This is a genomic window from Mycobacterium sp. RTGN6 (genome assembly GCF_033804605.1).
GTDB lineage: Bacteria > Actinomycetota > Actinomycetes > Mycobacteriales > Mycobacteriaceae > Mycobacterium.
Genome location: NZ_JAPZKZ010000001.1, coordinates 823,862 through 841,841 on the forward strand (window position 1 = coordinate 823,862; position 17,980 = coordinate 841,841).

General features: G+C 64.7%; 14 protein-coding genes and 1 pseudogene. 6 read left to right on the forward strand and 9 right to left on the reverse strand.

All coding sequences use genetic code 11. From position 1 onward, the window contains the following. Positions 1-138: 138 nt before the first annotated feature. Together SLQ33_RS04100 and SLQ33_RS04105 are read right to left on the reverse strand one after the other, a co-directional pair. Positions 139-495 carry a hypothetical protein gene (locus SLQ33_RS04100; RefSeq protein WP_319452482.1) on the reverse strand — a complete coding sequence of 119 codons (357 nt, stop codon included), beginning with the start codon at positions 493-495 and terminating at the stop codon, positions 139-141. A 193-nt stretch (positions 496-688) separates the two neighbouring features. Next, positions 689-1,696 carry an alpha/beta hydrolase gene (locus SLQ33_RS04105; RefSeq protein WP_319452483.1) on the reverse strand — a complete coding sequence of 336 codons (1,008 nt, stop codon included), beginning with the start codon at positions 1,694-1,696 and terminating at the stop codon, positions 689-691. Between the two features lie 1,139 nt (positions 1,697-2,835). Here SLQ33_RS04105 and SLQ33_RS04110 point away from each other — a divergent pair. Beyond that, positions 2,836-3,645, forward strand: coding sequence for a sulfotransferase (locus tag SLQ33_RS04110; protein WP_319452484.1), 810 nt, complete (start codon positions 2,836-2,838; stop codon positions 3,643-3,645). 42 nt (positions 3,646-3,687) lie between these two features. Here the strand turns inward: SLQ33_RS04110 and SLQ33_RS04115 are convergent, their stop codons facing one another. Further along, the gene (locus SLQ33_RS04115; protein WP_319452485.1) at positions 3,688-6,915 is read right to left on the reverse strand and encodes a hypothetical protein; all 3,228 of its coding nucleotides are present in this window, start codon (positions 6,913-6,915) and stop codon (positions 3,688-3,690) included. 118 nt (positions 6,916-7,033) lie between these two features. On the opposite strand from SLQ33_RS04115, the gene SLQ33_RS04120 reads away from it, so the two are divergent. The 3 genes from SLQ33_RS04120 to SLQ33_RS04130 all read left to right on the forward strand — a co-directional run bounded on the left by SLQ33_RS04120 (position 7,034) and on the right by SLQ33_RS04130 (position 8,650). Next, entirely contained in the window at positions 7,034-7,396 is a 363-nt protein-coding gene (locus SLQ33_RS04120) for a hypothetical protein (protein ID WP_319452486.1), read from the forward strand. Positions 7,397-7,678: 282 nt separating this feature from the next. Next, on the forward strand, positions 7,679-8,017 hold the full coding sequence (locus tag SLQ33_RS04125; RefSeq protein WP_319452487.1) for a tyrosine-type recombinase/integrase: 339 nt from the start codon (positions 7,679-7,681) through the stop codon (positions 8,015-8,017). 354 nt (positions 8,018-8,371) lie between these two features. After that, positions 8,372-8,650 carry a hypothetical protein gene (locus SLQ33_RS04130; RefSeq protein WP_319452488.1) on the forward strand — a complete coding sequence of 93 codons (279 nt, stop codon included), beginning with the start codon at positions 8,372-8,374 and terminating at the stop codon, positions 8,648-8,650. A 24-nt stretch (positions 8,651-8,674) separates the two neighbouring features. Here SLQ33_RS04130 and SLQ33_RS04135 read toward each other — a convergent pair whose 3' ends face one another. Further along, positions 8,675-9,427, reverse strand: a complete 753-nt coding sequence (locus tag SLQ33_RS04135) for a hypothetical protein (protein WP_319452489.1) — start codon at positions 9,425-9,427, stop codon at positions 8,675-8,677. A gap of 879 nt (positions 9,428-10,306) precedes the next feature. On the opposite strand from SLQ33_RS04135, the gene SLQ33_RS04140 reads away from it, so the two are divergent. Then, complete coding sequence (locus SLQ33_RS04140; protein ID WP_413467580.1) at positions 10,307-11,086, forward strand: potassium channel family protein; 780 nt, start codon at positions 10,307-10,309, stop codon at positions 11,084-11,086. Positions 11,087-11,568: 482 nt separating this feature from the next. Here SLQ33_RS04140 and SLQ33_RS04145 read toward each other — a convergent pair whose 3' ends face one another. Both SLQ33_RS04145 and SLQ33_RS33555 read right to left on the reverse strand, forming a co-directional pair. After that, positions 11,569-12,864 carry an exonuclease domain-containing protein gene (locus tag SLQ33_RS04145; protein WP_319452491.1) on the reverse strand — a complete coding sequence of 432 codons (1,296 nt, stop codon included), beginning with the start codon at positions 12,862-12,864 and terminating at the stop codon, positions 11,569-11,571. A 36-nt stretch (positions 12,865-12,900) separates the two neighbouring features. Then, positions 12,901-12,990, reverse strand: a pseudogene (locus SLQ33_RS33555) (DUF2510 domain-containing protein); the annotation flags it as partial. A gap of 169 nt (positions 12,991-13,159) precedes the next feature. On the opposite strand from SLQ33_RS33555, the gene SLQ33_RS04150 reads away from it, so the two are divergent. After that, on the forward strand, positions 13,160-13,777 hold the full coding sequence (locus SLQ33_RS04150; RefSeq protein WP_319452492.1) for a uracil-DNA glycosylase: 618 nt from the start codon (positions 13,160-13,162) through the stop codon (positions 13,775-13,777). Between the two features lie 92 nt (positions 13,778-13,869). Here SLQ33_RS04150 and SLQ33_RS04155 read toward each other — a convergent pair whose 3' ends face one another. The 3 genes from SLQ33_RS04155 to SLQ33_RS04165 form a co-directional block, all read right to left on the reverse strand. Then, positions 13,870-14,817: a hypothetical protein gene (locus SLQ33_RS04155; protein WP_319452493.1), complete on the reverse strand. Its 948-nt coding sequence runs from the start codon at positions 14,815-14,817 to the stop codon at positions 13,870-13,872. Positions 14,818-15,753: 936 nt separating this feature from the next. Continuing rightward, positions 15,754-16,674, reverse strand: a complete 921-nt coding sequence (locus tag SLQ33_RS04160) for a hypothetical protein (protein ID WP_319452494.1) — start codon at positions 16,672-16,674, stop codon at positions 15,754-15,756. Continuing rightward, positions 16,656-17,825, reverse strand: coding sequence for an ATP-binding protein (locus tag SLQ33_RS04165; RefSeq protein WP_319452495.1), 1,170 nt, complete (start codon positions 17,823-17,825; stop codon positions 16,656-16,658). The genes SLQ33_RS04160 and SLQ33_RS04165 overlap by 19 nt, the downstream gene beginning before the upstream one ends. Between the last annotated feature and the right edge of the window lie 155 nt (positions 17,826-17,980).

The window sequence follows — 17,980 nt, forward strand, 5'->3', positions numbered from 1 at the left end:
GCGAGGCGCACTAAAGCATAGGGACGGCGAATTGCAATGGCGGGTCAGTTGAAGAAGAGCGGTTCCGTCGCGAACAAGCGCTTGCCCCCGACGAAGGTCCGCCAGCGCGCGGTAGAGGCCGTGCTGGTCGGTAGTCGACTAACCGGGCGGCAGCGGGATGAACTGGTCCAGCCACCAGACGCCCCAGGCCACGAGGTCGTTGTTCCAAACGACTGGCAGATCCGGAGCGCCAACCCACGGCGCCCACGTCTCTCCCCAGTGTCCCGGCGGAACTCCAGTAAGTCCGGGAACGACCGGGTTTCCTTGCATCACCTGTCCAGGCGGGCCGAACGGGTTGTGTCCGGGCGGATCTCCGGGAACCCAACAGTTGCCCCCCGGCACGACACACGGACCGGGGTCGTGCGGTTTAGCTTGCGTAAGGCCCACACCCTCAAGGGCGCCGAACCCCAGCACCACGGCCATCGCGGCACAGGCTGCGATCTTCTTCGAATTCATCGTGACCCTCGCCTCCTGTGTCGGCGCTACGGTTGTCGCGCTGGCAGTTGCCTCGCGTCGACTCTGGATTTTGAATGAGGCCGTCACAGCCAGTGTCTCTGCATGGCGAGCCAACGTGATTGACTCCGGCTGCTGTCGGATACCCGCGCGGGGACCGCACCAAACGGGCGGTGTAAATGCCGTGCGCTGTGCCTCAGCGACCGAATGGGTGGGCGAGCGCTTCCGCGATTAGGTCGTACACCACGTTTTCTTCGGCGTAGATACCGGGGAAAAAGTAGTAACCGTGCGGTAGGCCGTCCGGGAAGTAGTCGACCGTGCGACCGCCGGCATCGCGGACCCGTTGTGCGAATGCCCTAGCAGAGTCGACAAGGGGGTCGTGGGTACCCGCAGTGACGACGGCGAGCGGGTAATCCGCCAGGTCGCCCTCTATCGGACTAACCCACGGATGGTTCCACGGCGTCGTGGAGACATACGCGCCGCGGATATAGCCCATGAACGCCGTGTCGTAGACGATGCCGCGGGGCGCGAGCCTTCGGAACGACTCCCACCGCTCGTACTGGAAGTCGGTGAACGCACCGAGCAGCACGACGGCGCCGGGTATCGGTACAGCTTCGTCGCGTGCGCGCAGCGGTATGGCCGCGGCGATGGTGGATCCGGCCGAGTCGCCGGCGACCGCGATCCGGGAGGTATCGCCACCGAGGTCGCGGCCATGATCGGCCACCCAGCGGTAGACATCGAAGGCATCGTCGAACGGCGTCGGAAATGGGAACTCCGGGGCCGACCGATAGTTCGCCGACACCACCACAGCACTGTTGGTGTAGGCCAGTTTTCGGGCCAGGAAGTCGCAGTCATCCGACGTGCCGACAGTGAAGCCGCCTCCGTGGTAGTAGACGATCATCGGAAGGTGTTCGGCGGGCGGCGCGGTCGTCGGCCGGTAGAGCTGACAACGCGCGACACCGTCGCTGACGGGCAGGTAGACCTCAACGACGTCCACGTCCGGCACGGCCTCGGCGCCGCTCGGCGGGACCAGGGCGGAGTCCGGTGAACGCCCGTCGCCGATATAGCCGCTGCGCACCGGTGCAATCATCAAGTCACGCAACGCTACTGGCTGCCGGAGATTGGCCAGTACGCGGTACATCGCCATCGCGGGATCGGCTGGATCGATGTAACTCAGGCCATCGATGGTTACTGGAGCGGTCACGTCAACGACGCCGGCTGGGATGGATCGAAGGGACGCGGGGATCACGCTGCGCATCGTACAAATTGCGACCGGCACAAAACGCGCAATGTTGGAACTGCGCCATGGTGCGCAATGCGGAACCAGCGAACCGAGGAGCGCGACCATCGGTCGCGGCACGCGCCGCCGCCGTCTAGCCAGGCGCCAAAGTCGCGATGACGAGGGCGATTGTCGCGAACGCGCTTGGTGGCAGTGCGGCAACTTGAATCCTCGGCGCTCACTTGACCAGTGAAGGTCGTACGCCTCGCCAGCCGCCGGGGTTGGTGAGCGTACGAATTGGCGTACTGCGGCCCTGGAACGAAGGAGAAGCGGTCTCGGATTTCTCCGAAACCGCCTCTCACCTGCTCTAACTCTGGTCGGGCTGACGGGATTTGAACCTGCGACCACTTGACCCCCAGTGTCGTCGAAGGGGTCCGTGAGAATCCGCCGGTGCCCTATCCGAGCACGTCGGGCAGGTTTGTAGAACGTGGGCGGACGGCGGTGGACATGCCCGCATCGAATGCCGTTGCTATCGGCGTTGCTATCCACGCCTACGAGTTGTCGGGTTGCGCCGCAGGGTGATTCGTCGAGTCGGCCAAGGCGTGGCGCTGCTCCTCCTCGGCACGTCGGCGCCTCGGTCGCAAGAACCCATCGTTATCGAGACAGACCCGCAGATCGCCGGGAGTGACCTTCGGCGACGCAATACATCCGTTGATGAATACACGATTCGATGTACTGCTACGCCATCCTGCCTCGACAGCCGCCCCACGATCGCACGGGCCATCCGGGATTTGCCAACCCCCGGTGCGCCTGCCAAGGCCACCCCGCGCACGCCCTTGGTACCCGAGAGTCGATTGACCTCATCGATCTCCGAGTTAGGGCAGATCATGGGCCGCTGGTCGAGCACCTGCGAACCTTGTCCGACGGGTTGTCGCGGCGAGGCTCAATCGTTCACTGCTCCGGCGCGGGCCTTTGACGACGCGCCCTCAGAGTCATTGGCGCCCTTGGCACATTCGCAGGGGTGACGGAACCTCGGCCGCACAGAGTGGCGATTCGGCTAAGGTTGCGAAATCACCCGACTCGATGCCCGCGGGCAGCGCGAACGTTGTCCTCAAGGAGCGCCCGTGGCATCACAACACTTCATCTCGGGCTTGCCGCGCTCGGGCTCGACGCTATTAGCGGCCTTGTTGCGACAGAACCCCCGTTTCGAGGCCGGGATGTCCGGCCCGCTGGCCGGCCTTTTCGGTGCGCTACTTGGACAGATGAGCGCCCGCAACGAATATTCGGTGTTCATCGACGACGCCAAACGCCGACGCATACTGAGCGGGCTGTTCGAGAACTTCTACGCCGATTGCACCGCCGAGGTCATCTTCGATACGAATCGAAGTTGGTGCGCATGGATGCCCGCCATTGCTCAGCTCTTTCCGGGCGCGAAAGTGATTGCGTGCGTGCGTGATGTGCCCTGGGTGATCGATAGCATCGAACGCCTGATTCAGCGCAACGTCTTCAGCCCATCCTCGATCTTCAACTACAGCGCCGGTGGCACCGTCTATACCCGCGCCAATGGTGTTGCGGCGCAGGACGGCATGGTCGGCGGACCTTTCGACGCGCTCAAACAAGCGTGTTACGGCGCGCAGCGGGATCGGCTGCTGCTGGTGCAGTACGAGACCCTGACCACCGACCCTGCCGGGACGATGCGCGCCATCTACGACTTTCTCGGAGAGCCATTGTTCGAGCACGACTTCGACCGAATCGATTACGACGTAACCGAATTCGACTCTCGTGCCGGTACACCCGGCTTGCATACCGTAGGCACCAAGGTGAGGGCCGAGCCGCGCGCATCGCTGTTGCCGCCCGATCTCTACCAGCGATTCGTCGACGACGCCTTCTGGCGTGACCGCAAGCGAGTTCCGGACGACCTGCACATCGTGTGAGATCGCCGGCGCGGCGACGCTATCGCCGCGCCGGTCGGGCCCTTAGAGGCCAGCGATCCCGTCGTCGCCGCCATCACCCTGGGTACCCGGTGGGGTGCCGGTGCCGCCAGGTCGTCCGACGCCGCCGGAACCGCCGGTCCCAGGCGTACCGGCCGTGCCGGCCACACCGGGTCCGCCTCCGTGCAAGAAGACCTCGTTCCCGGCTCCGCCGAGCCCGCCGGCGCCGCGCTTTCCGCCGTCGCCGCCGTCGCCGCCATCGCCGCCGTCCCCGCCGGCGTCGACGCCGGAATTGCCGCCGTAGCCACCCCAACCGCCCGTGCCGCCGCTACCGCCGGTGCCACCGGTGCCGCCTCGGCCTCCGGTGCCGGGAGACGTTCCGAACAGGCCGCCGTAGCCACCGGTGCCGCCATTGCCGCCGGTGCCGCCGGCACCGCCTGTGTTTGCGTTGCCGCCGCTGCCGCCAGCACCGGCAGGTCCGAGCGCGGAATTGCCGCCGACCCCGCCGAAGCCACCGCTGCCGCCACGGCCTCCGGTGCCGCCCCTGGCGCCTCCGGTTGCATAGTCGTCGTACTCCGCCCCACCGTGGCCGCCGTTGCCGCCACGGCCACCGATACCGCCAATGCCGCCATCGCCTCCGACACCGCCGCTGCCGGCTCCCGCTGCAGCGCCACCGGCACCGCCGAAGCCTCCGGAGGAGGCGTAACCGCCATCGCCTCCGACGCCGCCGTAGCCACTGAACTCGCTGCTGACGCCCCCGGTGCCGCCGTGTCCGCCGGCGCCGCCAATGGCACCGGCTCCGCCGACGCCCCCACCTCCGCCGTTGCCAGCACCCATGGCTGCGCCGCCGGCTCCGCCGACGCCGGCCGCTCCGGCATTGCCACCGTCGCCCGCGAAGCCTCCGAAACCACCGCTAGTGTCGTAGACACCCGAGTCGCCGCCGCCGCCGCCGCTGTTGCCGCCCGCTCCGCCGGCTCCGGCCGCTCCGGCATTCCCGCCGACGCCGCCATTGCCCGACCCGAGGGCGGCGCCGCCGACACCGCCGTTTCCTCCGAATCCTCCGTGTGCGCCGTACCCGCCGTCGCCGCCGTCGCCCGCGTCGGGGTTGGAACCGAAGGGATTGCCATCGACAAATGGCTGACTCCCGTTGTGGCCGCCGAAGCCGCCGCCGCCGCCGCTTCCACCGATTCCTCCGGCACCACCGACGCCGCCTGTGCCGCCGTTGCCCGAGCCCAGAGCGGCACCGCCTGCACCGCCGCTGCCGCCGTCACCTGCAAAGGCGGCGTCCCCACCCCTGCCGCCGTCCTGGCCGGACTCGAGGAAGTCGCCCGACTCGCCGTTGCCGCCGCCGCCGCCGTTGCCGCCATTGGCGCCATTGCCGCCAGCACCACCGTTGCCGCCGTTGCCCGACGTCGATCCGCCCAAACCGCCGGCCCCGCCGTCGCCGCCGTCCGTTCCCACCGTGCCCAAACCGCCTGCGCCGCCGGTTCCGTGTGCGGCTTGCGTACCGACGACGCCTGCAAATCCGTTGCCGCCGGCCCCACCGTTGCCGCCATTGCCGACCGAACCGCCATTGCCACCGGCCCCGCCACTGCCACCGTCGTCAGTCGGCAAGGCTGCGTCGCCGCCTCGTCCTCCGTCGCCGCCGTTGCCGCCGCTGGTGACGGCGGCTCCGTCGGCGCCAGCACTGCCGACGTTGCCGCTGCCCGGGTCACCACCTGCGCCCACCGCGCCGCCTGCTCCGCCCGCTCCCACGCTGCCGGGATTGCCGCCGTTGCCACCGGCACCACTGGCGATGATGAAGAAGCCATCAGCGCCCGTGCCGCCGTTGCCCGGCGCGCCGGCATTACCGCCACCGCCACCTTGGCCGCCGTCGCCGTTGACGCCCGCGTCGCCCGACCCACCGGCAGCCGTGCCGCCGCCAGCACCGCCGATACCACCCGTACCGCCGGTGCCACCGTCGCCACCGTCAGTTCCGGCCTTGCCGTTCAGATCAGCAGCGACCAGGCTGAACACACCATCGGTGCCGTTGATGCCGTTGCCGCCGTTACCGCCGCGGCCACCGTGCCCGCCGACTCCGCCGCTGCCGCCGTCACCCGAGATGGATCCGCCTAGCCCGCCTGCGCCACCGTTACCGGCGACCCCACCGGACAGGCCATCGCCCCCTGGTCCAGGCAGGGCCAGGTTGCTCCCGGAAATGCCGTTGGCGCCGGTGACCCCGTCGCCGCCAGCCCCGCCGTCTCCACCGTCGCCTCGATTACCGCCGTTACCGCCACGGCCGCCGTTGCCGACGATGGCAACCGGGGCGATGGGGTTGTAGCCGTCGCCTCCGCCACCTCCGTTGCCACCACTGGTGATTGCGATGCCCGCGGTACCGTCGAGCCCGGCCAGGCCACCAGTGCCACCGCTGCCAGCCAGCCCACCAGTTCCGCCGGCACCCGCGGCGCCCGTGTCGCCGCCGGCGCCGCCGGCCCCTCCGTCCGCAATGCTGGCGTCTCCTGCCGCGCCGGCCCCACCGTCACCCGCGGAACCCGCGTTGCCGCCGTCGCCCGCATCGCCGCCGTTCGCGTTGGCGCCCGCCCCCCCGAAGAAGGATCTACCGCCAGCACCTCCGGTGCCGCCGTCGCCTCCGATGCCGCCCGTGCCGCCGCTCCCGCCGGCCTGTCCTTCGCCGCCAGCGACGGTCGCCGCCAGTCCGCTCACGCCGTTGGCGCCGTTACCGCCGATCGCGCCTGCACCACCGACTCCACCGTCGCCGCCCTCACCGAAGATGCCGCCGCCCCCGCCGGCCCCTCCGGCTCCGCCCTTGCCGCCGGCCAAACCGCTAGTACCCGATTCACCCGGGTCGACCCCATTGCTGCCGTTGGCGCCAGGGGTGCCCGCCGCGCCCGCGCCGCCAGCCCCGCCCTTGCCGAATAGCAGGCCAACGCTACCGCCGTTGCCGCCTGCACCGTCGTTGATGCCAGCGACCCCGGCCCCGCCCGCGCCGCCGTTGCCGACGACCCCGACCGAACCGCCGTCGCCACCTTGGAAGCCGCTGCCGCCTACGCCCAGCAACAAACCACCGTTGCCGCCAGTGCACGCCACACCAGCGGCACAGGTATCGCTGGTGTAGCTGAAGCCAGTGCCGAGAAACAATCCGGCGTTCGGGTTGGCGGCGGTGCCGTTGCTGACGAAGACCGCGAGGATGTTTCCGACCAGTGCGCCCAGATCGGGGGCCGCCCCTGCTGCGGCCGCCGCGGGAGCGATCCTCGCCGTGTTCGCGGGTGCCACATTGATCGACGTGGCTGGTGTAGTGGTCGTGCGAGCGGCGCGGGTTGGGCTCGCCTGGACGCTTGCGGTGGTCAGGCCGGTCGCCGACGTCTGAGGCTCGGCCGAAGATGCCTGAGATGTGTGGCTGGGTGGCGTCGACGTCGCGGCCCCGCTCGTCGTCGTGACCGCCGACCGGTCGGTAGCCGACGTCGATGAGGTACCTGCTCCGTCGTCGGCGTCAGTGCTGTTGGCTCTCGATCCGGCCGTTCCGGTCGGCGAAGTCTCTGGGGTCTTGGCCGACGCCGCACCGTTGGATGACGGCGATCCCGTACTGCCGGAAGCGTCTGTATCGCCAGTGCTCCCATTCGATGTCGATGACGAGCCCCCGTCCGACGCTGCCGGTTCGGCGTGCGCCAGAGCCGCGCTAGCAATCATCGCGGCGCCCATTCCCAAGGTGACCGCGCCGGCGCTCAACCATCGCGAGACCGGCAAGACGCGATAGTCACCACGGCCGCGCAGCCGGCCGCTCGGCTTGCCGCTGCAATTCGTCCCCGCCATCAGAGTTCCTCTCAAATCACTTCGTCACCCCAGCGGGACAAGCCGCACCACCGAGCCGAGCCGTCTTCAGGTCGTGCATCCAGAACTCGAACCTTCGAGCGCGACTCCTCGGGTCGCGGGCTGGCGCATCTGGCGTTGGACTTTGCTAGTAACCACACCGTGGTGCAATGTAACCGACGGACGGCAAAGCGCGCTGCATTTTATTGACGGAACCGAAAATTGAGTGGTGACGTCAGATTTGCAGCAGCTTGTGTCCTTCGCTGATGACCAATGGACCGAAGAGGGCTTGGTGTTCGCGACTGAGTTCGGCACTGCGGTCGACCCGCGCAACGTGTTGCGGACGATTGAGATCGCAGCGCAGAAGGCGGGCATCGTCGACGTCGGCGTACACACTCTTCGCCACAGCGCGCCGGTGGCCTGGTTGGAGGCGGGCGTCCACATCAAGGCCGTGGCCGATCTGCTCGGCCATTCGTCGATCTCGATCGCGGGTGATGTGTACGGGCACACCTCCGACTCGACGGCACGGTCCGCGGTCGACGTGCTGGCCGACCAACTCGGGCTATAGGACTTCTGACCGCCGTTGCTATCTGAGAACATTTCAACGCAATTGAGGCGGCTCCCGCTTCCGCGAAAACCGCCCCTGAACTGCTCCAACTCTGGCCGGGCTGACAGGATTTGAACCTGCGACCACTTGACCCCCAGCCCACAAAAGCCCGTTCGAACGGGTTCGCGGCGGTACGCATGATGCCCCTCTTTGCGCAGTTCAGTGCGCAATCCGAGCCGAGGCGAACCGATCCGGCCCGAACCGGTTGGGACCGAATTTCGGACCTGGTTGGCGCACCGGTTGGGCCACGGGCGCGCCTCGACGTGCTAGCCCGGGTGACGAGCTACGTTCGGTGAATCGGGAGGTGGGGCGACCATGTTCAGGCTGACGATTCACACGCAGGGCGACGTCTTCGAGGACTACGCGCGCGACGAGGTGGCGCGGATACTTCGCACGGCGGCCGACCTCGTGGAGCACGTGGGCCCCGTCTTCGGCGTCTGCCGGGACCGCTTCGACAACGCGGTGGGTCGCTGGGTACTCGTGGGGTGCGACGAGTGCCGTCATCCCGTCGCCCACCGAACCGCGGACGGGTGCGGCAAGTGCGGCTGCACGGAGCTTTTCGTGCCCGAAGACTTGTTCAAGTGCGACGAATAATTCGGCGCTGAATATTCAGCGGCCCTATACGTCCAGCTCGGCCAATCTGCCGGGTCCTACCGTGGGCAGGCGCTCAATGAATCGCATCACGATGTCGCGCGTCCATTTCACGTGAGCGAGGGTGTCTGCGTAGGCGACTGATTGCGCACCTCCGTGGCGACGCGATTTTGCGGCTTCCCTGATCACGTCAATCTCGGCCTTCGACACTCCGAGATCATCTCGCAGACTTTCCCATGACAGTTTTCGCGCCGATCCGTCGTCTTCATCGCCGAGAAGGTAGTGCTGGCGCAGACTTTCGATTGCCCGGTAGCAATGGAAACCAGCATCACCGTCGAGGGTGAGCGCCTGCCGGACATCCGCCAGCGCATGGCGAATGTGGGCGTTGTCGAACGCGTGCCAAGTGACAGGCGCGAGTTGTTCAGCCTCTATCCGAGAATCTTGGGTGTAGGCGAAATCAAGACGATTTGGCTGCTCGAACAACACGCCGTTGTTGTCGAAGGTCGCGCCGACGAACTCCACTTCGAGTCGGGCACCTCTATAGAATCCGAGCCCGTCGAGGGCCCCGCGGAGGGCCGCGGAAGCGCGGGACCATAGCTGCCGAAACCAGTCGCCGTCCACGTCCTCGTCGCTCGGCGACGTCACGCGAATGCTGAACTTCGAATGCACCACTGCAATCTGAAATTCGTCGTCGCCACTCTTAACGACGAGCGGTTCGTCGAAGTACCAATCACCGGCTTCGGGATGAACCTTTCCCATCAACACCGCTACATGCGCCATCCGTACAGGATGCCCGTTGGACGTGTTGCCTCACAGCCCATTTTCTTCGAGCCACCAGGTCCCGTCGTCGTCGTAGAACTCGACGGCGCCGGTAACGGTCACGATGGCCCTGCGGTGCCAGTGCGCACGCCTCCATCGCGATCACGGGCGACGTCTATGGGCACACGTCCGACGACACTGCACGCGCGGCCGTCGACGGTCTGGCAGGGCAGCTAGGGCTGTGACCGTTGGCGCACGGAAACCTGCTTGGGGCACGGGTTGGCGCACCAACGGAAAAAAAGCACCTTCCGGATGACCGGAAAGTGCCTCTGACCTGCGTCGGGCTGACAGGATTTGAACCTGCGACCACTTGACCCCCAGTGTCATTTTCGGCGTCCGTGGGTATTTGCTGGTGTCCGGTCTTCGCACTTCAAGTACTGGAAGCGGATGTCAGAGGATGCACCCGGACACGCACGAATTGGGATGCGTTGCTATCCGCGTTGCTATCCGCCGCTCTCCACCTCAATGAGGTGCTAACGGCTGTAATCTTCTGCTGCGGAGGAGTATTAGCCCGAACTCCAACCGCTAAAGGGGACTGGTCGCGGTCGGGCCGTATCCCCGGCGCTGGTGCTCCTCGGCACGTTGGCGCGCCTGAGCGGTGCGGTGGTGTGACTTACTTGGCGGACTCCCGATCGGGGCCGTCTAGTAGGCGTCAACACGGCCACGCGGTGTGGCGCTAGGCATTGCGCGAGTGGCGGCACGATCACCAGAGGTCTGGAGCCGCTTGCTGGAATCATCTCAGGCGACCGGATCGACGAGGCCCGTTGGAGAGACCGAGGACTGCCAGGACGTTGTCGCTACGCCGTGTCCCGTAATTTGAGCGTCGTGAATAACCGCGAGGTGCTTGAAGGCTTCGGTCCGACAGACGCCAAGCTCAGATTGGAACGGTGGCAGTCACGCACCGAGTGGCCACTCGCGATCGTTGCCGTTATCTTCCTCGGCGCATACTCGGTCCGCGTCTTGGCTCAACCGCAGGGGCGGGTGGAGACCGGCCTACAACTAGTCATCTGGATCACCTGGGCGGTTTTCCTGGTCGACTACATCGCCCGCCTGTGCTTTGCCACCGATCGCGGGCGATGGTTCGTCCGTCACCTACTGGACCTGGCGGTCGTTGCACTTCCACTGTTGCGTCCGTTGCGGCTTCTACGACTGGTCGTGTTGGTCGCCGCATTGCAGAAGGCGATCGGTGGGGCCATTCGCGGGCGCGTAGTCGTCTACACCGCCAGCAGCGTCGTCCTACTCGTCTACGTAGCGTCTCTGGCAATCTTGGACGCCGAACGCTATGAACCCGATTCGAAAATCACGACCTTCGGCGACGCAGTGTGGTGGTCGATAACTACCATCACCACTGTCGGATACGGCGACCTCTCGCCCGTAACCGGTACCGGTCGGGTGATCGCGGTGGCGCTCATGATCGGTGGGATCAGTCTCGTCGGCGTCGTCACCGCCACCCTCGCGTCCTGGATCGTCCAGCGTGTCGCTGAAGAGGACACCGCCCAGCAGGCAGCAACCGCCGCCCAGATCGACGCTCTGCGTACCGATCTACATAGTCAGGTCCAAACGCTAAGCGGTGAAATTCGGCGACTGACAGAACGGTTTGAAGACCCACGCATGACATGAGGGGTCTAGAGGTTCTCATCAGGGCAGGCAGCGTGCACTTTTGAGATAGCGCCAGATCGCCATGCCCTGCGCACGGCGCTAGAACCCATTGGCTTCCGCCTAGGCCTGGCGTCCTTCCGGGACTATCTGGCGATCACACCGGGACTATCTGCCGAAGCCGTCAGCGGATACTTCTACTTGGCCATTGACAGCAATTCGGCGGTGCGGCACAGGCTGCCCGGAGACAACGGGCAGCTGGCTCCCGCCTACGTCAACTGGCCGTCGATGCACTGTCGCCTCGCAGTACGCCATGGGCGTGCTGCCATTTTTGGGCGTACCTGCTCGGGCGTAGCGTCACTGCCGTGGCAAGACGGATGCGTGACCCATTGTTCCGAGCGAATCAAGGTGCACACGTGCTGGATTCCCACATCAAGCCGATAAAAGCCACAGTGCCGCATAACAACCCCGAACCGTCCCTTTGACGACTCTCTCCCCGATCGTCGCTAAGAGCAGTCGGCGCACACAGGGTTGGTGAGGCGTCGCGACGCGATCCAGGAGTCCCCGCATTCGGCGCAGACGAGCGCCACCCCGCTTGACGACATCTGAGCGACCGGCAGGGAGTTGCCTGTCGTCAGGGCATTGGCGAACGCCGAATACGAAGTGACTGGGGTCCCGTTGCGCCGGGCTTTGCGTGCCTTCTCTGATCGCGAGCCTGCGTCGGCTGCCACGAGTAGGTCTGGCCCAGTCTTGGTGACGGACTTGACGACTACTAGGCCATGGTGCTCAGCGAGGCGTATTTGGTCCGTGCGCTCGACCGGGTTTCCGTGCTGATCGCACCCTTCTCCCGTGAAGCACACGCTGAGTCCGGCGGAGAGCATGAGTTCCGTGGTGGTCGTGCGGAATTGGTCGGTCCGACCGGCCACATGCTCGATGTCGATGTCGAGCAGCGCGGCGGCCCGGCAAAGCTGATCTAGTTCGTCGTCGGTGACGATGCCGTCCTCGACGGCGGCGTCGATGAGCCCGGCGAGGAAGTCGCGGTGGGCGCGGGTGACCGCGAGGTCGTCGAGTCCTAGGTCAGCCGCTAGTGCATGAAGCTCGGCGCGCTCGTTCGCGGTGAGCCGCAGATCGACGATCGCAACGTCGAGTAAGGAGACGTAGGGAGCGACATCCGGTGTTGTGTGGATGCCCTTGGCCAGAGCAGCTAGATACGTCTGTGGCGGCTGAACGTGGGCCTTGCCGTCGCGACGGCAGACCTGCATCGCCGTAACCATCAATGGTCTCGCCCTGGCGGGAAGGGGGCTGTCGGCGAATGAGGCGCACAGCTTGAGCATCAATTTCGCGGTGGCACGGGCGTCGACGAGTGCGCAGTGCGCGCCTTCAAGCGCGATCTCATGGTCAATGCAGGCTTGGGCGAGCTTGCAGCCGGTGACCGACAAGGTGTCCAGTCCAGTGCCCCAGTCGATGTCGATGCCAGCGCGGTCGAACTCGTCGCCGAGCATGCGCATGTCGAACCGCACATTGTGGCCCGTGACAACGGCACCGTTGACCCGCGCAGCCACGTGGTGTGCCACGTCCGAGAATGTCGGTGCATCGCGCACCATCGCCGTGTCGATGCCGTGAATCCACGTCGCGCCCATGTCGCGCATCGGGTTGACCAGAGTGTCGAACTCTTCCTCTATGACGCCATCGGCGTTCACCGTCACGACCGCGACTTCGACGACGCGATCGGTGCGGTACAGGCCCGTCGTCTCAACGTCAACGACAGCGACACGACCATCGCTACCAAGAAGATCGCCCAAGCTGACCGGTGCCGACCGTACTCGTGGCGAGGGCCCGGCAGTTGACGACGTCCACTGCCGACCGTCCCACCACCGCACCTCGGCGTGTTGCCAAGGGTCTTCGTACCAACCTGCTGGCAATGTCATAGCACTCCCCCATAACCGCGCCGTATCGGGAACTCCCCCTCGGAAAGTCGTATCACTTCTCACCCCAAGATGACGCGACAGTTCTAATTCGACTCGACTTGATGCCACCCTCTCGCCAAAGCGCTAGCGCATCTGCGCGGCGCGTAGCGTCATCGTCGTGGTCCGACGGATGCGTGATCCCTTGTTTCGAAATGATCAGGCTGTCCACATGATGGACTCCCACATCAAGCCAGTAAATGAACTCGTTGATCGTTTCATCGGGCTGGACGACCGCGGGTGGATGCCCTACGTCGCACCTATTCACGGCGGCACCAAAGCTCGGGTTCTAAGCGTTCTGCGCGATCCGGGTCCAAAGACACGAACCGAGGGCGGATCGGGGTTCCTCTGCGTAGAGAACGATGACCCGACTGCCGAGAGCCAAGCCGAGTTGTTCGTGCGCTTCGGGATCGAGGCGTCAGATGTGTTGCCGTGGAACGCCTACCCTTGGTACATCAATCGCGCCCCCACCGCTGCCGAGCTTGAGGCGGGTGCGTCGGTCTTAATCGAACTGCTGCCTCTTCTTCCAGTTCTGCGCGTCATATTGCTTCAGGGGCGCGATGCTGCGGCTGGCTGGCGACGAGTTGCAACGAAAGCGCCCAAACTCGTCGGCGACAAGGATCTGATGGTGGTTGAGTGCATCCATCCCAGTCGACAGGCGTTGTGGACTTCTGATCCCATGGTTCGTCAGCAGCGACTGGACCAACGAGACGCAGCATACGCAAGTGTCGCGGGTGCGCTGGCCAAGTGACGGACGTGCTTGCCAATCCGCGGTTCTCACGGCCCAGCCTTGCGCTTGCTCCGATATTGATTCACTGCGGCAGCACTACGCTCCCGCGTCGGCTATTCGGGCACCGGAACTCCGCCGATCGCACACCACTCCGCGAGCGTGTCACCCAGACGGTCCTGCACGAGATCCTCCGACACGTTCGCATACCGCGCCAACGCTCGGAGATGGGTACGAGTCGCGATCGCGGCGAGCACCGTCACCTTGGCCGTGGTGCCCGCCGACGAGTGCATAGCGATCGTCGGCACGCCGTTCACGGATCGGCCGGTGAGCACGGACTCCGAGACACCCGCGTAGTTGAAGCGGCCGTGCGTCGCAGCAGAGAGCAACGTGTACGGAACGCGTGCCTCATCGGCTCCGAGACCGGATGCAGCGAATATGCCCCGCACCACATCGGTCTCCGACGGCGGCCTGTCCTTGCGTACCTGGCCGGAACGGATCAGGTATGGCGCTTCCCAGTCCCTCGCGTTGTTCTTGGGCACCACTCGCAGGCCTGCAGTCGCACCGACCGCCACGTGATCGTCCGTGCGCGCAGCGATGTCGGCGCGCGAATCCTGGTCGTTGAAGTCCCATGGGGCGCGATAGAGAGCGTCCAGCTCCTCGTTGAGATAGTGCTGCAGTCGCTCCTCCCGCGTTGCTCCACCGAGGATGTGCCACGCCTTCGCGGCTGTCACGACACAAGTCCGCGCTAACGGGAACGGCGAGAAGTAGACCTTCGATACGGACAAGCCAGCGGCGATCCCGCGATGGAGGTCGCACTGCACCGCGGCGGCGCGGATCTGATTCGCACATAGCCGAGTCAGCGCCTTCGTGGTCTGTGTGCCGGGGTGCCGCCCGTCGGCGGCGCAGTCGCGTAGAGCCTCACTCCCGACAGAGAAGGGATACGAGAGCTCCGTCGTGACCAGATCCTCAACCGCGGTGGCGAATCCGATAATTGTGTCGGCGAGCTTCGTGTACGGCTCAAGAGAGGGGCCTGACGTGCGGTTCGTTGCGTTCTTGTCCATGGGGCGGACGGTACGCGGGAGAGGTGCAGGGAACCGTTCCAGAGCCGCGGCGCGACGCGCGTCTAACCCGGCTGCGGGTCGCATGAAAAACCTCTCGGACGTCACCCGCGTCCCAGCGGTCGATCTCCTCGACGGATACCGTCACGGTGCTCGGCTAAAGACCGAGATCTTGCGCACCGGCTGCTCGTCCCGCGTCGTGAATGTCATCCGCACTGTTCTCATCGACCGCTTGGTAGGCCGCCGCCCCGGCTCGCAGCCGTCAGCGTGGTCAATCATGTGCCCGAACAGTGCCGAGGTGTCCGCCTGCCACTTGGAGACGGCGGTGCTAAGCGCGGCAGCTGAACCAGCAGGCAGACCTGCTGAGCGGTCTCCATGCGGCTATCTGCTTCCAGCTGCTTGGCATGCACACCGCCGGCGTGCGCATCAACCGTTGCCACGGACATCTGCATGTCCTCCGGCGTCACTCTGACCTGCTTGGGCACGATCCCCTCCTCGCATGCCGATGCGTTGCTCTTCAACGACGACAACGGTGCTGCCCGGTGCGGATGCCCACCGTTTCGCCCAGCGCTGCGTGCCGCCCGACCTCCAGGGCTCGGACCCTACCGATGCAGATCGGCAACGACGCTCCGGGCCACGGCTCTCCGCGTCCGCAAGCTGCGCTGCTGCGCGAGATGCGTGTAATTGCGCTCCTCCCACTCCTGACCCGACGAACCACCGACGGCAGTGATTATCTGCCGGTGCCCTCGCGTACCTGATGTTGGCCACTGCTCCCCCTGTCTCGCAAATCCGTAGGTTGACCGGTTTGAGAGACGGGTTTCAAGACACTCGGCGCTGGGCGTCGGTCCAGGTGGTGAGCCGCGGTCGAGCCGCAGGTCCCGCTTCTGAACAACCCATCGTTATTAAGACAGGTGCGCAAGCGTCAGAACCGCGACGGCGTCACGATGTGCTGAGGAGACTTTCCCAGCCATCGCGATAGCGCTGCGCCCACGGCTGCGTGCAGTCGAGTGATGCGACGTAGTTACTGACCACGCGGGTCTCGAAATTGGCGAGGTCGCAGTGGTCTTTACCGCCGAGTTCAGCCTCGATCCGGCGTCGCAGGTAGGCGGGCAACCACTTTCCTTTGAGCAGCGTGTACGTCCTCTTTACCCTGAACGCAGTGGCGATCTTCGTCTCGAGGCGCTCCTCGAGTTCGTCGAAGGCGGCGTCCGACAGGCCGGAGGCAGTCTTCAGATGTGCGCGGCATGCCTGAACTGACGCGAGGTCGTCGTTGGATACGACGTTGCGTCCGAAACTGGCTTTCGACTGGATGCCGAGGACCTTGGCGATGCAACAAAGCAGTATCCACTCACGCCACTCATGAGCAGCTTGTGATCGCCAGTCGCCGAGCTTCTGCGCCAGGCTTCTCGCATCGGTTGGGGCTAGGCCGGTTGCTGTCGACAGGGCTAGTGCGTCATCGCCATTATGAAGAATGTCGCTTTCCACGTCGTACCCATTGGTGTAGAGAATGTGGGGATTTCGTCTCGACCCGCCGACGATATTTTCAACATCGCGATCCAACATGAACGCGGTCACCTTACGGGCGGTCTTGGTCCGCTGGACGAGCCGAGATTCCTGCTTCATGCCTTCATAGACCTTCAATATCCCCGACTTGCCGCCGCCGGTGTACAAGTTCTCGACCTTGGTGACTTGATATCCCCGGTCGCGAATTTCCGCGCTGGACTCAGCGATCTTGCCGTAATAGCTGCCGTCATGCGCTTTGCCCTCGACTACGAGGTGCAGACAGTACGGACTTGTGAGGACTTTCTTGTGAAATGCGCTAACCGACCACGTCGGCTTTTCTAGAGTTCGATCACGCATCGATCGGCTAACTCGGCCATGACTTCGGGTGAGTGGGTCGCCATGATTAATTGCGATCGGGGGTTCACTCGCCGCATACTGTCGACGAGTCGATTCTGCCAGGCTACGTGCATCGACAATTCGGGTTCGTCGATCATGATCGTACTGGTTCCGCCCCGAAGGCATTCGAGCAAGATCAGCATCAATTGTCGCTCACCACTGGAGAGAGACCCCAGCGGAATATCTGATCCACGCACGCTAACCACGATTGATTCCGGAGTGAAGACGACCTTCCGTCCGTTGGAGAACAGGTCGCGGATCAACTCCTCGAGTCGCTTTTGCGGAGCCTCGATATCTGAAATCCGCGATTCCACCTTCTCAAGCCGCTGGACAATATCGCGTAGAAGTGGGTCGGCTTCGTAACGACGGGCGAACTCCTCATAACTGCGGAATTTGAAGCCTAGGTTCGGGTTGCGCTCTCCGAAGAACGTGGAGACGACTTCGTAAGCAAGTTTCGGCTCGAGCGGCTTGACGGATTTGTCGCGCTTCGACACACCGCGTAACGCGACCTCAAGGACCTCCGTGAGGGCGACGTCTTGTGCTACTTTGATTTCCGCGTTCGACCTATATCGCCACTGCTGCCAACGCCCTTCGATGCCCTCGGAGAAGAGATCGTCGATGTCGGCTTCGGTGAGCCGACTAGCGGTATCAGGGGGATGGTTGCGCCTGCTCAATGGGGCGCTATCGGTGATGCGCGTAATCGGGAGCCACCCGTGAGAGAACCGAACTGCGGAGTTTTTTGTCTTAGGCGTTGTCGTCCAGTCACTCGTTTCCGACGGCTCGCTTGACCTCCAAATGAAGTAGTGCCCTTGGTCCCTATCGTAAACGGGCTGTCGCGTGCGCTGAACTTTTCTCACTTGCTCGGAAGTGATGGTCCGCGTCAGTGTGCGGTTACGGTCCTCGCTGAAAAACTCGACTCGAGCGGAGTCGAAGGCTACGGAACGCAAGATTTCGACGTCATTTGTAAGCGCCGAATGCAGCACCTTCAGCATGGACGTCTTGCCATTGCCATTCGGTCCCCAGAAAACGTTCACATCGTCATTCAGCACGTGCTGCACGGGCTTGGTGCGTCCCGCCAAGCCCTCGATCTCAAATGAGATGATCCGCGTCATCAAGCAGGTCCCTTGTAGAGGTGGGTTCACTGTGGTCTGCGCGAGAGCTTACGCAGATCGATGCTGATTGTGATCAAGCCGCGACTCATTTAGGCGGCATCCCGTCGACTGCTGCTGCAGGAATCAGCGTCAGCTTCTTCGTCGGTTCGCTCGGA